The following is a 15161-nucleotide window of genomic DNA, read 5'->3' on the forward strand; positions in this document are numbered from 1 at the left end:
CATACGCCGGTTTTTTCAGGCCCAGTATGCACTCCATACATGAAAGTGCTGGAAGCCCAAAGCCTGACCGAAGTTAGCAAGGAGGGAGAATTGAGTCAATAAAAAGAATTGCCACCCGCCCGGCATGTTGATTTCTGGGCCGAGCCGAGGGCCTTTTTGGGGTCTCCCCTCCCTGGGAGTTTTGGGCTGTTGCTGCCCCGACTTCCCCCCCCAAATGCACCTAGAAGCCGAGTCTTCCTCTTGAAGCAACTATCGGCCCGGACCGGGTTCACTTTAGCCAAAAGTCCAAAAAATATATGTGGGAGGGATTAAAAAAATCATAAAGAAAGGATGTGAGCCGCCTGGGACTTGAACCCAGGACCCTCTGCTTAAAAGGCAGATGCTCTGCCGACTGAGCTAGCGGCTCATGGAACCACATTGAATGGACCGCAAGAAAGGTCTTCGAGAGGGACCATCCAAAATTCATCGTACAATGCTTCAGGATTTTCAACAAGTAAAGGAATCGGATGCATCCTATCCGACGCGGATCAGGGATTCCCGTTCGGGACCGACCGACACCCAATCAACGCGGCAATCCAACGTTTCCGCGATCCGTCGCACATACATTCGGGCCGGTCTGGACAGCCGGGTCCAATCCGATCCGGCCGGAAGAGGCTCGTTCCATCCCTCCACCTCTTCATAAACAGGTTGTACTTTTTTAAGTGTCATCGGGCTGGCGTCTGAACGCTCGACGCGACGCCCGTTCAGCTGATAACTTGTACAAATCTTCAGGGGCCGCATCCCCTGGAGAATGTCCAATTTTGTTATGACCAAACCGGTGACGCCGTTCAACTCCACGGCCCGCCTCAACAAGACAAGATCCAGCCACCCACACCGCCGCGGCCGACCGGTGGTCGCCCCGTATTCTCCAGCCCGCCGGCGGAAAGGCTCAGCCGTGGCTGCTTCCATCTCGGTAGGAAAGGGCCCTTCTCCAACCCGGGTTGTATAAGCCTTCGCGATTCCGATGATGCGGTCGACCGATGTCGGCGGCAGGCCAAGTCCGATGCAAACAGATCCAGAAATAGTATGGCTGGAGGTGACATAGGGATAGGTTCCATGATCCACATCCAATAAAGCACCCTGCGCCCCCTCGGCAAGAATCCTCTCTCCCCGCTTCACGGCATCCAGGAGAATCCCCGTCGTATCCTCCAGCAAAGGTATCAACTGTTCCCGGATTTCGAGAAAACGGCGGATCAACCCCTCCACCCCTCCGGCCGCCTCCTCTGGTAAAGGGGCTCCCTTCGCCAGGCGCTGGGCATCCCAAAGCTCCCAAGCCCTCTCGAGCCCCTCCCGCAAGGGGGCCTCGGCGAGAAAGGCCTCCATTCTGAGTCCCCGGCGCGCCACCTTCCCCTCATAGGAAGGCCCGATTCCCCGCCGGGTCGTGCCGATCGCTTCATCAGCTCTGGAGAGGCTTTCTTCCCATCGATGGATCGGAGTCACACAATGAGCATGCCGGCTGACCTGGAGTCTTTTGGTCACATCGATCCCTTCCGCCTCCAGAGCCGCCACCTCCTTGAGCAGCTCAAAAGGATCGATAACGACTCCATTGCCAAGGATGCATCGCACGTCCGGCCGCAGGATGCCTGAGGGAATGAGATGCAAAACATGTGTTTTCCCTCCAACGGAGAGGGTGTGACCCGCATTGGCGCCCCCTTGAAACCGGGCCACCCAATCGGCCTCTCCCGCCATCGAGTCGATGATCTTTCCTTTTCCCTCATCGCCCCACTGACACCCGACCACAACGGTTACCGGCATCTTGTCTCTCCATTCCGATTCCAGCTGGCACAACTCATCGTCACGGCATATGAAGCCGCTCTCTCCGATTTCGGAAAGTTTATCCCTCGGAGAGCTTGTCGGGAAAAACCACGGCGAACGTGAGGGTGCCCCCCTATTGTGGTTCGCGTCAAGCCTTCAGAGTCTGATTCGAATCTAAAAGATCATTTTATTCGAGGGGTGGGATTCAGGCGGCATGTTGACAGGGGTCGGCCAATTCGGACCATTGGGACTTGAGGCCATATTCCAAAATTTGTGAAGCCTCCCGCACCGGCAGGCATCGCAGGGCCTCCCGAGCCGCCGCGGGGAGAGCATCGACATCAGCGCTCTGATCCGCAGGGAAAAGGACCAACTGAATTCCTTCCCTCCAGGCGGCGAGGAATTTCTCTCGCAGTCCGCCAACCGGCATGATCCGTCCATGGAGTGTAATTTCTCCCGTCAAGGCCAGATGATCGGCGGCCGGAATCGACCTCAGGGCGCTGACAAGAGCCAAATAGATCGCCGCTCCGGCGGAGGGGCCGTCCTTCGCCAACTCACCGCGGGGAAGATGCACATGGATGTCCATCGGTGATGCCGACGGATGGACGATGCCATGGGCCCTGGCGCAGGTTAAAGCGGCTCGAACAGAATCCTTGAGAGCAGATCCCGCCCCGCCGGTAACAAGGATCTTCCCCCGCCCCGGCAAAACCATAACCTCCACCGGCAAGACCTCTCCCCCCACCGAGGTCACTCCCAAACCCAGCGTCCGCCCGATATTGCCCTCTAAGGATATTCCAGGTGAGGGGAAGGGAGGCGGTCCCAGATCCGTCCTCAGGCGGCCTACACCAGGACTGATCCCGGCCGGGCCACCCTCGACCTGCCTCAGGACGGTCCGACGGCAGAGATGCGCCAAAGCCCTCTCCGCACCACGGACGCCCGCCTCATGGGTGTAGTGGCGAATGAGATGCCGAATTTCATCTTCGTGCAGCGACAACTCTCCTGCCTTCAGACCGTGGAGCCGCTCCATCTTCGGGATGAGATGCTCGACGGCAATGCGGACTTTCTCCTCCTCGTGATACCCAGGCAAGGGGAGGATCTCCAGGCGGTCTTTTAGGGCCGGAGGAATTCCCACCACGGAATTCGCGGTCGCAATGAAAAGGACCTGGCGGAGATCATAATCGACCTCGAGATAATGATCAGAGAAGGATTTGTTTTGCTCGGGATCGAGGATCTCAAGGAGAGCGGCCGCAGGATTCCCACGGACATCAGCCCCCAGCTTATCGATCTCATCGAGCATCAATACGGGATTGATGGTTCCGGTGCGTCGCAGGGCCTGAATAATCCGGCCCGGCATCGATCCGACATAGGTTCGGCGATGCCCCCGGATTTCCGCCTCATCCCGGATGCCGCCAAGGCTGATGCGGGCGAACTTCCGTCCCAGAGCCGTGGCAATCGATTGCCCGAGGCTGGTCTTGCCCACACCCGGCGGGCCGATGAGGGCCAGAATGGTCGGAGGCAGACACCGTGTCTGCCGGATGACAGCGACGGCCTCGAGAATTCTCTCTTTTACCGGTTCTAGACCTTCGTGATCCTTATTTAAGATGCGCCGGGCCCTTTTCAAATCGGTGCGATCTTTGGTTTTTTTCTTCCAGGGCAAGGCAAGCAGCCAATCGATATAGGTCCGCACGACAACGCCCTCAGGTGAAAGGGGCGGCATGTGGGATAATCGATGCGCCTCCTCCAGAGCGCGGATCTGGATCGGATTCGGCAGCTCACTGCACTGAATGAGTCGAACCAAATCTTCACCAGTGCCCGGAGAGCGCTCGGAAGGAGGTCCCGCTTCGGTCAGGAGATCCCGCCTTGAATGAGGCGGCGCGAGACGGCTGATTTCCATCTTCATGCAGGATTCGAGCTGTCGCACCTGGTCCTGAAGATCGAGTGACTGCAGAATTTCCTGTCTCTTTGAAGGAGAAACGAGGAGATGGGCCGCGATAAACTCCAGAAGCTGCGCGGGGCTTCTAATCGTCCCCAATTCCTCGGTCAAGCCGGGCGAATGACGCGGTTCGAGTTTAGAATATTCTGAGAAGAGACTCCGAAGATGGACCAGGTCTCTTATGATCCCCGGCTTCTTTCCGACTTGGATATCGCCGAGCAGTTCCGCAGTGGCAAGTTGCCATCCCCCCTGATCCTTTGCCTGCTCCCATCGGGCACGGACCTCTCCTTGGAGAACAACCCGAAGCCCCGGGGCTTCGCCGTCGACGGCCTGGATGATGTTGGCAAGGGTCCCCACCGAGTGAAGCCTGGAGGGATCAGGGTGATCCTCGATAGAATCTTTCTGCAGCGTGACCAGAACCCGGCGATCCAATTGGAGTGCCGCTTCGAGGGCCAGGCGGGTCTCCGGCCGTGAAAAATAGAGAGGAATCGTGACCCCTGGGAAAAGGACTTGATCCCTCAGGGGTACCAAGGGAACCGAAATCCGAGGACCCTGCTGTCGCGGTTCCTTTGGTCTCTCCGGCGAGAGGCTGTGCTCAAGCTTCTTTTTTGGAAGCCTCACGGTACCGGAGCACGGGAGGCTCCCCCTTCGTAATTGTCGCCTCTGTTATAAGACAGCTCTCGACGTCATTGCGGGAGGGGAGATCGTACATAATATTGAGCATCGCCACCTCCATGACGGCCCGGAGCCCACGCGCTCCAGTCCCCCGTTTATTCGAGATCTTCGTCACCGCCCGCAGCGCCGCCTTATCAAACTCGAGACGGACATCTTCCATATCGAAGAACTTCTGATACTGCTTTACGATAGCGTTCTTCGGCTCGGTAAGGATCTTCAGAAGCGCATCTTCGTCGAGATCGGTCAGCGAGGCCAGAACCGGCAATCGGCCGACCAGCTCTGGAATGAGACCGTATTTGAGAAGATCTTCCGGCTCCAATTTCGCGTAGATTTCGCCCAGTCCCATTTTTTTGCGGCTTTGATGCTCGGCCCCGAATCCGATGGCCGTTTTCCCGATACGGGATTCAATAATCTTGTCGACACCCCCAAAGGCGCCGCCGCAAATGAAGAGGATATTCTTTGTGTTCACTTCGATATATTTCTGCTGCGGGTGCTTGCGGCCCCCCTGCGGCGGGACGTTGGCAACAGTCCCCTCCAGCATTTTCAAAAGGGCCTGTTGGACACCCTCCCCAGAGACATCGCGCGTGATCGAGGGATTCTCACTCTTGCGGGAGATCTTGTCGATTTCATCCACATAGACAATGCCGTGCTCGGCGTTGACCAGGTTGAAATCAGCCGCCTGGAGGAGACGGACAAGAATATTCTCAACATCCTCCCCGACATATCCGGCCTCGGTGAGAGAGGTCGCATCAATCATGGCAAAAGGAACTTTGAGGGATCTGGCGAGCGTGCGGGCTAACAAGGTCTTTCCGCAACCGGTCGGACCGACGAGCAGGATATTGCTCTTCTCAAGTTCAACATCCGGCAAACTGCCGGGTCCTGACTGGAAGACTCGCTTGTAGTGATTGTAGACGGCGACAGAGAGTGTCTTTTTCGCATGTTCCTGCCCGATGACATAGTCGTCGAGAATCGCTTTGATCTCTGCGGGCTTGGGTAAAGATTCACGGGGCATTGGCAGCCCCTGATCGGGCTCACCTTCGAGGATATCGTTGCAAAGCCGGACACATTCGCTGCAGATATAGACGGAGGGTCCCGAAACCAGCCGGGCTACCTCCTCCTGTCCCCTTCCACAGAAGGAGCAGCGAATGGGATGAGGAGAACTGATCCGTTTCTTCATTTCCTCTCCAAACTTGACGTTAAGCCATCCAAACCCACCGACAAACCACCCTCAAAATCTTCGGCCGGTACTAGCTCTTCTTCACAATCACCTCGTCGATTATTCCATATTCTTTGGCTTCATCGGCTGAAAGGAAGAAGTTGCGGTCCGTGTCTTTTTTAATGATATCTATTGGTTGCCCTGTATGAGTTGCGAGGACCTCCTGAATCTGCTCGCGGAGTTTCAGGATCTCCTTTGTGTAAATCGCCAGATCGGTAGCCTGTCCCCGGCTGCCGCCCATGGGCTGATGAATCATGACCCGGGCATGGGGCAATGCTGATCTCTTGCCCGCGGCACCAGCCGCCAGCAGGAGAGCCGCCATAGAGGAAGCCTGCCCGATACAGGTCGAGGCAACATCAGGCCGAACGAATTGCATCGTGTCGTAAATGGCCATGCCGGCTGAAACAACACCCCCGGGAGAGTTGATGTAGAGGTGGATGTCGCGATCCGGATCCTCGGCCTCGAGAAATAGCAATTGAGCGATGATCAGGTTGGCGGAGACATCATCAATGATCCCTCCGATGAAGATGATCCGATCCTTGAGAAGCCTTGAAAAGATATCGTAAGCCCGCTCTCCTCGGCTCGACTGTTCCACCACGATGGGAACCAGGGCCATAACTTCCTCCTTCATCAATACCGGGGCGTCGCGCGGTGCGGCGGACGGGGATTCTCTCAGGGGAGAATAATGCCGCCTTTGGACCGCTTTTCACCCTTCTGCTCATTCTGAACGAATTGGTGAACCTTTATTTTCTTGAGCAGGAAATCGATGGTTTTTCGTTCCATAATATTATCCTGCATCCGAACCAGATCCTCGGACTTGAGAATCGAGCTTCGGAGCTTGGCCAGGGGAATCCCTGTTTGCCGCACAAGAGCCTCCAACCGCTCGTTCAGATCCTCTTCCGTGACTTTGATTCCCTCGCACTTCGCAACCGAGGTCAGTAGAATCTGGCGTCTCTGGGTCCGCTCAACCATTGGCCTAACCCGGCCTTCCACATCTTCCGATGAGATGGGTCGCCCTTCTTTCTCGCTTCGTTCCCGAACCGAGTCCAACCCCCTCTGGACCATTCCAGGGGTGAGTGGCAAGGGATTCAGTTGGATCAACCGGTCCATCAAGGATTCTTCCAACCGGGCCTGGGATCTGGCTTCAGCGTCGGCTTCCAGCCGCTCCCGGATCTTTTCTCGTAACCCGGCAAGATCCAGCCCAGGATCCACCTCTCGAGCAAAATCATCGTCAAGTGGCTTGAGCTTCTTTTCCTGAATCTCTTTGGCCAGTAGCCGGTAACGACGTTTTTGTCCCCGAAGGCTCTCCTCCGAATAATCTTTGGGGTACTCAACTTCAATAAAGCGCTCCTCACCAGCGCTGAGTCCCACCGAGGCTTCCTTGAATTCCTTCAGAAGATTCTCGCCGCCCACCTCCATTTGGATCTCCTGCCGTTCCATTTTTGCCATTCTCTGACCATGGACATCCACCGGCTCCAAATCCGCCTTGAGTATATCTCCTTTAATAGATTGACGTTCAGCCGGAACCAGGTCAGCTCGACTCTCCCTGATTTCAGCAAGGGCGGCTTCAATCTGTTCGGCCGTCGTTTGAGGAATTTCCTGTTCCAACTCGATCTCGTCTATACCCTTCACCTCGATCTCCGGCCAGATTTCCATCGTGACCTGGAAGCTCATCGGTTCATTGGGTTCGAATTTGAGATCCTCTATCTTAGGATCTCCTATCGGATCCAGCTCGGCCTCTTTGACCGCCTCTTCGATCGCCTTCGGTACCAATTGGTTCACGAGATCACTTTGGATCGTGGAGCCGAATCGAGCCCGAATGAGGCTCTGTGGGGCCTTCCCGGGACGGAATCCGGGGATCTTCAGTTCCCGTCGTAGCCGGTTGACGGCATCCGCGTATTCCTTCTCAACACGTTCGACAGGCACCGTGATGTGCAAGGTCTTTTGCCAGGTCCCGGTATCTTTGACATCAACCTGGATCATTCATCCTCCCAACTCTAATGATTCATGGAGAAACATCCGCCCCGGCGGTCCGGATTGGGTACTCCCCGATCGAGGCGAACACAACGGTGCGAGAGGGGGGACTCGAACCCCCACGATTGTGGAATCACTGGATCCTAAGTCCAGCGCGTCTGCCAATTCCGCCACTCTCGCCAGGTCTCTTTAATCCGAGTATAGAACCCCGATTCCAAGGTGTCTATGCACGGCGCCTTTTCTTATCAGCACCCTTTGAATACCGCTTTTCTCTTCTCCAGAAAAGCCGTTGTTCCCTCTTTCATATCTTCCGTCGCCGCTAACAGACCAAAAAGATTGGCCTCGAGATAGCAACCCTCCGTAAAAGAGATTTCCAGGCCGCGGTGAACCGCCTCCATGGCATAACGAACGGCCAGGGGACCCCTTGAGGCGATCTTCAACGCCATCTCCTTCGTCGCTTCGAGGAGTTGATCCGGCGGAGCGACCAGATTGACCAGACCGAATTCCAACGCCTGCTGGGCCTTGATAGGCTCCCCCAACAATATCATCGCCAGAGCCCGCCCCTTACCCACAACGCGGGGCAACCGCTGTGTGCCGGCATAGCCGGGGATAAGACCGAGGGTCACTTCCGGCAACCCCAACCGCGCCGTTTCACTGGCCACACGCAGTGTACAAGAGAGAGCGATTTCGCAACCCCCGCCCAGGGCATAACCGTTCACAGCCGCAATGACCGGTTTTCCGAGATGCTCAATGATGTCACACAAGACTTGCCCGCGGTGGGAAAGCTCCTTGGCTTTCTGTGCGTTGAGTTCCGATAGTTCTTTGATGTCGGCGCCGGCGATAAAGGCCTTATCTCCTGCTCCGGTAAGGATCACGACCAAGACCTCATCATCTTCGCCCAGTTGCCTGAAGAGATCCTTCAACTCGCGAATGGACTGGGCATTCAGGGCATTGAGCTTATCCGGACGATTTATGGTCACAATGGCCAATGGCGCTTCTTTTTTAAGTATGACGGTTTCCCAACTCATTTTTCCTCCTCGGCTCTTTAGAATGCCGCACTTTAAATTTTCTGGTTCGGCCCGGCTCCCCGCTCCGTAACCTCAACGAGCCCCTTACCCAACGGATGCCGTCGCCGGATCCATGACCGACGCCTGCCAAGGTGGATTATGCCGCCCCAAAATGCCGGATGGAACCACTCTCAACATTAAAAATCCTCCAGATCCCTACGCTTCAGGTGTTGCGGATTCCCGTTCTAAAAGAAGCGTGAGCCAGTAGGGCCTCCGCCGACTGATGAGTTTGTTCACCCCATCGCAGAAGAAGGAAATGGGGCTGTAGGAACTCCTCGGGAATTCAGTGCTCCGACAACGCGGGCACATGACGGTGCGGCCCTTCGGGACCTGGAACCATCGCCGACCCCATCTTCTCTTTATCTTGAGGAGCGGCAGCGGGTAATTTCTGACGAACATTCCTCCGACACGGCTGCCGCGTATCCGATATCCTTCAAAAAGAACCGCCAGCGACTTTCGAGAAAAGGCGCGATGATGATGAGAGGCATTAAAAATAGTTGAACAAACAGGGCACTTTAATTCATTAAGATGGATATTTTCATTATTGGGGACAGAGACAAGAATATACTCCAGATCGAGCCGAAGAATCTCTTTTACAGTTTTGTACAAGTCGTCATCTTCGAGGTGCTCCAACAACTCACTGCAGAGAAGAAGATCAAAGCCTCCCGAACGAAGCGGGAGATCGGCCGAAGAGGCGCAAATCTTCGGAACTTGTACAAAACCCAAGCCCGAACGACTAAAATCAATCCCGGTCATTTTATAATCATGGGCAAGAATATTTGTGACCACCCCGTTGCCGCACCCCAAATCAAGGATCCGGGAAACTCCGCACGGAATCATAACCCGGAATTGTTGTATCTTTCCCTTTACAGCGGGAGTCAATGTAAAAGTGTCCCAGGTCTCAGGATTTTCAAAAAACTCTTGATCGGAGTGACTCATATCAATTCACACACAGTCCACTCCCGCCCCGAAAACAAGAATAGCGGTATCTGCCGTGTACATTTTCTTTTTTTTACGGAACTGCTCCGGCTCGAGATTTTTAATAAAAACCGAAGCAAGAAGCGGAGCAAATGGCTGAAAAAAAATCCTTCTCAAAACCCATGGAATCTTTTGATTCCCAAAGATAAGATTGTGAGCATTGAATCCCGGCTCTCCTATATATTCAGTCTTAACCAGTTCGTGTTTGCAATATCGCACAATCCGATCGTGAAGGTTCTTATCGTTATAATACCGCATATAAAATTGTTTCTTCGGCATATCCCCCTTTATATAGACCTGGGAACGGTAGTAACGGGGTTCATCTCTCCATGGATCATAGGGCACGGAAATGACCAATCGGCCGGCCTGATCCAAAACACGGGCTAACTCGCCCACAGCGTGTGATTCATCCGGGATATGTTCGAGAACACTGATCACGGAAATTTTATTAAAGAAACCATCGTCAAAAGGGAGGTCCGCCGCATCCTTCTCCAGAAAATTCAATCGCCCTTCCGCAACGAGCCGTCTTGTCGCCGGCACACGATCCGCCATTTTGAGCTGAGCCGCGGCAAAGCCCGGCTCCGGATCGGCCGCCCAGACCCGGCACCCGTACCGCAGCGCCAGAATCTGCGCAATCGGTGAAAAACGGGTTCCAATGTCGAGGAGCCTGTCTTCCGGACGGAGGTCCAGAGCGCGCACGACAGCCGGATATTCGGCGCACCGGGCATAGGGCACTCCCCTTGAGAAGGCAGCAGGACCCTGCCGGAGGAGGTACTTATAGTATTCGAGGAGCATAGATCCTGCCACCGATCCCAATGCGGTCCCAAACCGCGACCTTAATGAGGATAAATTCGAGTCTCTTGAGACTACACTCTTGGACCAGCCTCCACAATCCCTTTGGCCGTGGATCCCCAGTGGGTCCCTTGACCCTTTCCCCGATGCTGATAGGATAGCAAGGGTTGGGATTCTGAGGGGATGGGATTCTGGACGAGGGACCTTGAGACGTCTTTCTGCAAAACTCCCACAGAACGAACGATGATCGCAAACTGAATTGAGGAGGTTAGAGTGCCGTCTGAAAAGCGGAAGACCGATCCAAAGATTACAAAGCTGCGCCGACTAAAAAGCAAAGCGGAACAAGGCGGCGGAGTCGCACGGATTCAGAAGATACATGATCAGGGCCGGATGACAGCGAGAGAACGCGTCGCAGCCTTGGTTGATCCCGGAAGTTTTGAAGAAATGGGTGTTTTTGTAACACATCGTTGTGTCGATTTCGGAATGCGATCCAAGAAAATTGTCGGTGACGGTGTGATATCAGGATTCGGGCGCATCAATGGACGACCAACATATATCTTTTCACAGGATTTCACTGTATTCGGCGGCACTCTTTCCGAGTCAAACGCAAAGAAGATTTGCAACATCATGGATCAGGCGGTGCAAAACGGCTGTCCGGTTATCGGCTTAAACGATTCCGGAGGCGCCCGCATACAGGAGGGGGTGTTGAGTCTTGGCGGCTACGCTGATGTTTTCTTGAGAAATACCCTCGCCTCCGGCGTCATACCCCAAATTTCCGCCGTTTTCGGCCCTTGCGCGGGTGGAGCGGTCTACAGCCCGGCCATCACCGATTTCATCCTCATGATTAAAGAAACGAGCCATATGTTTGTCACAGGGCCGGATGTCATCAAAGCCGTGACCAACGAAGTTGTAAGTTTTGAGGATTTGGGTGGCGCAATGTCCCACGCATCAAGGAGCGGAGTCGCACATTTTGCAACTGAAGATGATTTAGATTGCATAGAGACCATCAAGAGACTTCATTCATACCTTCCACAAAACAATATCGAAAACCCGCCGCATGTCGCGCCAAAAGACCGGCCCGATCGGATGGATGAAAATCTGGACACCATCGTCCCGATGGAACCCAACAAACCGTACGATATGAAAGAGGTTGTGCGAAAGATCGTTGATGACGGCGAGTTTTTTGAAGTCCACGAGCATTTTGCCCAAAATATCATCGTCGGATTCGCCCGGTTGGATGGCGATACTGTCGGCATCGTCGGCAATCAACCAAAGATCCTTGCGGGCGTATTGGATATCAACTCATCCGTCAAAGCCGCACGATTCGTCCGATTCTGTGACGCTTTTAACATTCCACTGGTCACTTTTGAAGATGTCCCCGGATTCCTTCCCGGAACGGCACAGGAATGGGGAGGTATTATCAAAGAAGGCGCAAAACTCCTCTACGCATTTTGTGAAGCCACGGTGCCGAAACTCACTGTGATCACCCGCAAGGCTTACGGCGGCGCCTATGATGTTATGTCATCCAAGCATATTCGCGCCGATTACAATGTAGGTTGGCCTTCCACGGAACTCGCCGTGATGGGAGCCGGCGGCGCGGTCAATATTATTTTCCGGAAACAAATCAAAGAATCGAAAAATCCGGCGGCCGAACAGGCGAAACAGGTGAAAAATTACAATGAGACATTCGCCAATCCTTACATCGCAGCCGGTTTGGGGTATCTGGATGATGTCATCGAGCCCAGGGAAACCCGTCCGAAATTAATCCGGGCCCTCGCCGTCCTAAAAACCAAAAGGCAAAAGAACCCGCCGAAGAAACACGGGAACATCCCACTTTGAACCTTATCCATCCGAGGAGATAAACGGAGACCCTTTTCATGTCCAAGATTCCAAAGAAAGTACTCGTTGCAAACCGCGGTGAGATCGCTGTTCGCATTCTCCGAGGTATAAAGGAGATGGGTTGGACCGGTGTCGCCGTTTACTCCGAGGCGGATCGAGGCTCTCTGCATGTGCGCCTGGCCGATGAAGCCTATCTGATCGGCGCACCTGCACCAGTGGATAGTTATCTCAACATTGAATCCTTACTGGAAACGGCGCGCAAATCCCGGGCCGGTTATCTCCATCCCGGTTATGGATTCCTGGCTGAGAACGCCGGTTTCGCCGAAGCGGTGACCCGGGCGGGTCTACGCTTCATCGGACCATCGGCCGAGGCTATCGCCTCGATGGGGAACAAGGTCGAAGCGAGAGAGATGGCGATAAAGGCCGGAGTGCCTGTGACACCGGGCACCGATGCCCTTCCCATGACGGGACCCAAAGCCCTCAAGGAAGCGCATCGATTGGGTTATCCCATTTTGGTCAAGGCCGCCTTCGGGGGAGGCGGGCGCGGGATGCGTGTTTGCAGAAGCGATGAAGATCTTGATTCGGCGATTGAAACAGCACACTCCGAAGCAGAGCGCGCGTTTGGCGATGGGACCCTCTTCCTTGAAAAATGGCTCGAAACCTCCCGGCACATTGAAGTGCAGATCATGGCGGATGACCATGGCCATGTTGTGGCCATGGGAGAGCGGGAGTGTTCCATACAACGCCGTCATCAGAAGCTGATAGAGGAAACGCCCTCGATGGCGGTCAATGAAACCCTCCGAACACAAATGATGGAGGCCGCCGTAAAGCTGGCTAAGGCGATCGGCTATTCAGGAGCGGGCACGGTGGAATTCCTGCTCGATTCCGACGGATCGTTCTATTTCCTCGAGATGAACACGCGACTGCAGGTCGAGCATCCCGTGACGGAGATGGTCACCGGATTCGATCTTGTTAAAGCCCAGTTGATAGCGGCCGAGGGCAAGAAGCTTCCCTGGGGTCAAAAGGATATACGGCCGCGCGGTCATGCAATCGAGGCGCGGATTTGCGCTGAAGATCCCTTCCGGGATTTCGCCCCGCAGGCCGGCTTCCTCTCTCATCTACGTCTCTCATCCGGGCCGGGCCTACGGAATGATATGGGCTTCACATCCTTCAGCGAGGTTCCTATTTATTATGACTCTCTCATGGGAAAGGTCATCGCCTGGGGTTGCGACCGCGAAGAAGCCAGGATCCGTCTTCTTCGAGCCCTCGGCGAGATGATCGTCGCCGGCGTCTTGACAAATATTCCCTTTCACAAATGGTGTCTGTCCCATCGACGATTCATTGCAGGTGACTTATCGACCCGATTCGTGGATGAAGAGTACAAACCCGAACTATTCGAAGACACAAAAGATGAAACTTCTTTGGCCATTGCCGCCGTCCTCGCCGCTGAAAAGGAGCGGTATTTAACCTTCAGCACATCACATCCGGTTTCACACCCCCCAAGTCCATGGGCTCTCGCGAGTCGTCCGGGCCGGGGTGAAGCATAAAGGGAGATTATCTTAATGGGTCGCCGCAGTTATATTGTTCAACTCGATTCAAAACCGGTTTCTCTTGTCGTTGAGGATGACGGCCCGGAATTGAAGATCCATATCAACAGCAGGGTGATTCGTGTGGATCAAGCCCATACCGACGCCAATGGCGCCCAACACCTTCTATTGAACGGCGTGGGGCGGGAAATCATTCTCAATCGAACCGGGCCCCGATCTTACCGCCTGGTTTCATCATCCGTCGAGTATAAGGCGGAGGTTCAGGATGCCTGGCTCAGCAAATTCAACCGGGCGCAAAAGAGCACGGGACGGGCGAAACAACAGACCATTCGCGCTCCGATCCCCGGCACCATTGTGCGCATCGCCGTGCAACCCGGCGATGCGGTCGAACTGGACGACCCCCTGGTGATCCTCGAGGCGATGAAGATGCAGAATGAAATCCTCAGCCCCTATCAAGGGGTCGTAACGGCTGTGGAGGTCAGTGAGGGACAATCCGTCCTCGGTGAGGAACCGCTGATCCTTCTATCCTTGGAATGATGCCACGCCTCTAATTAAGGGAGACGAATCACTATGGCGGATGAAAATCCCCGCAGCGCCTGGGAGACGGAATATGGCAAAAGCAGATTGCGAAAAGATCAATTCAAGCGTTCCTCAGGAGATCTAAAGCCTTTGTACACGCCGGCGGATGCCGCTGGAGTAGAACACGATCGCGATCTGGGTTACCCCGGTTCCTACCCCTTCGTGCGCGGCGTTCAGCCGACGATGTACCGTGGGCGGCCTTGGACCATGCGGCAATACGCCGGATTCGGAACCGCCAGAGAAACCAACGAACGATTCCGCTACCTCCTGGAACAGGGGCAAACAGGATTATCAACGGCTTTTGATCTGCCGACACAGATGGGTTTGGATTCCACTCATCCTCTCGCTCGCTATGAAACAGGCAAAGTCGGTGTGGCGATCGATACCATCGAAGATATGGACCGTCTATTAGAAGACCTGCCCCTCGACCGACTTTCATTATCCATGACAATAAATGCCACGGCCCCCATTCTGCTTTGTATGGTTCAGGCGATTGCGGCCAAACGCGGAATCCCGGCCGAGAAACTATCCGGTACCGTTCAAAACGACATCCTGAAGGAGTACGCCTCCCGCGGCACCTTTATTTATCCTCCGGAACCGTCGCTGCGGCTTGTCGCCGATCTCATTGAATACGCGGCGGAGGCAATCCCGAGATGGAATGCCATCTCCATCAGCGGCTATCACATTCGGGAAGCGGGCGCAACGGCCGCCCAGGAGCTGGCATTTACATTGGCGAATGGGGTAACCTATGTAGAGGCGGTGCTGGATAG

Annotated in this window: 12 protein-coding genes and 2 tRNA genes; 4 read left to right on the forward strand and 10 right to left on the reverse strand. The window is 54.9% G+C overall.

Translation table 11 applies throughout. The features are described 5' to 3' along the window. Positions 1-333: 333 nt before the first annotated feature. The 10 genes from KJ970_18920 to KJ970_18965 all read right to left on the reverse strand — a co-directional run bounded on the left by KJ970_18920 (position 334) and on the right by KJ970_18965 (position 10429). A tRNA-Lys gene (locus KJ970_18920) sits at positions 334-406 on the reverse strand. A gap of 107 nt (positions 407-513) precedes the next feature. After that, the gene (locus KJ970_18925; protein ID MBU2692996.1) at positions 514-1794 is read right to left on the reverse strand and encodes an adenylosuccinate synthase; all 1281 of its coding nucleotides are present in this window, start codon (positions 1792-1794) and stop codon (positions 514-516) included. A gap of 205 nt (positions 1795-1999) precedes the next feature. Further along, complete coding sequence (locus tag KJ970_18930; GenBank protein ID MBU2692997.1) at positions 2000-4255, reverse strand: LON peptidase substrate-binding domain-containing protein; 2256 nt, start codon at positions 4253-4255, stop codon at positions 2000-2002. 64 nt (positions 4256-4319) lie between these two features. Beyond that, on the reverse strand, positions 4320-5576 hold the full coding sequence (clpX, locus tag KJ970_18935) for an ATP-dependent Clp protease ATP-binding subunit ClpX (protein ID MBU2692998.1): 1257 nt from the start codon (positions 5574-5576) through the stop codon (positions 4320-4322). Positions 5577-5646: 70 nt separating this feature from the next. After that, entirely contained in the window at positions 5647-6231 is a 585-nt protein-coding gene (clpP, locus tag KJ970_18940) for an ATP-dependent Clp endopeptidase proteolytic subunit ClpP (protein ID MBU2692999.1), read from the reverse strand. 56 nt (positions 6232-6287) lie between these two features. Beyond that, complete coding sequence (gene tig, locus KJ970_18945; GenBank protein MBU2693000.1) at positions 6288-7598, reverse strand: trigger factor; 1311 nt, start codon at positions 7596-7598, stop codon at positions 6288-6290. Between the two features lie 87 nt (positions 7599-7685). Continuing rightward, positions 7686-7769: transfer RNA gene (locus KJ970_18950), tRNA-Leu, on the reverse strand. A 65-nt stretch (positions 7770-7834) separates the two neighbouring features. Continuing rightward, a complete protein-coding gene (locus KJ970_18955) occupies positions 7835-8617 on the reverse strand; it encodes an enoyl-CoA hydratase/isomerase family protein (protein MBU2693001.1) in 783 nt (260 codons plus the stop codon). A gap of 195 nt (positions 8618-8812) precedes the next feature. After that, on the reverse strand, positions 8813-9595 hold the full coding sequence (locus KJ970_18960) for a class I SAM-dependent methyltransferase (protein MBU2693002.1): 783 nt from the start codon (positions 9593-9595) through the stop codon (positions 8813-8815). Between the two features lie 6 nt (positions 9596-9601). Next, positions 9602-10429 (reverse strand): methyltransferase domain-containing protein, encoded by an 828-nt coding sequence (locus KJ970_18965; GenBank protein ID MBU2693003.1) that lies wholly within the window; start codon positions 10427-10429, stop codon positions 9602-9604. 387 nt (positions 10430-10816) lie between these two features. Between KJ970_18965 and KJ970_18970 the strand changes: the two genes are divergently transcribed. The 4 genes from KJ970_18970 to KJ970_18985 form a co-directional block, all read left to right on the forward strand. Continuing rightward, complete coding sequence (locus tag KJ970_18970) at positions 10817-12265, forward strand: acyl-CoA carboxylase subunit beta (protein ID MBU2693004.1); 1449 nt, start codon at positions 10817-10819, stop codon at positions 12263-12265. A 47-nt stretch (positions 12266-12312) separates the two neighbouring features. Beyond that, entirely contained in the window at positions 12313-13812 is a 1500-nt protein-coding gene (locus tag KJ970_18975) for an ATP-grasp domain-containing protein (GenBank protein MBU2693005.1), read from the forward strand. Positions 13813-13827: 15 nt separating this feature from the next. Next, positions 13828-14349, forward strand: a complete 522-nt coding sequence (locus KJ970_18980) for a biotin/lipoyl-binding protein (protein ID MBU2693006.1) — start codon at positions 13828-13830, stop codon at positions 14347-14349. 33 nt (positions 14350-14382) lie between these two features. After that, positions 14383-15161 (forward strand): methylmalonyl-CoA mutase (locus KJ970_18985; protein ID MBU2693007.1); only part of this gene is annotated, 779 nt, incomplete at its 3' end.

The organism is Candidatus Eisenbacteria bacterium (assembly GCA_018831195.1).
Taxonomy (GTDB): domain Bacteria; phylum Eisenbacteria; class RBG-16-71-46; order CAIMUX01; family JAHJDP01; genus JAHJDP01.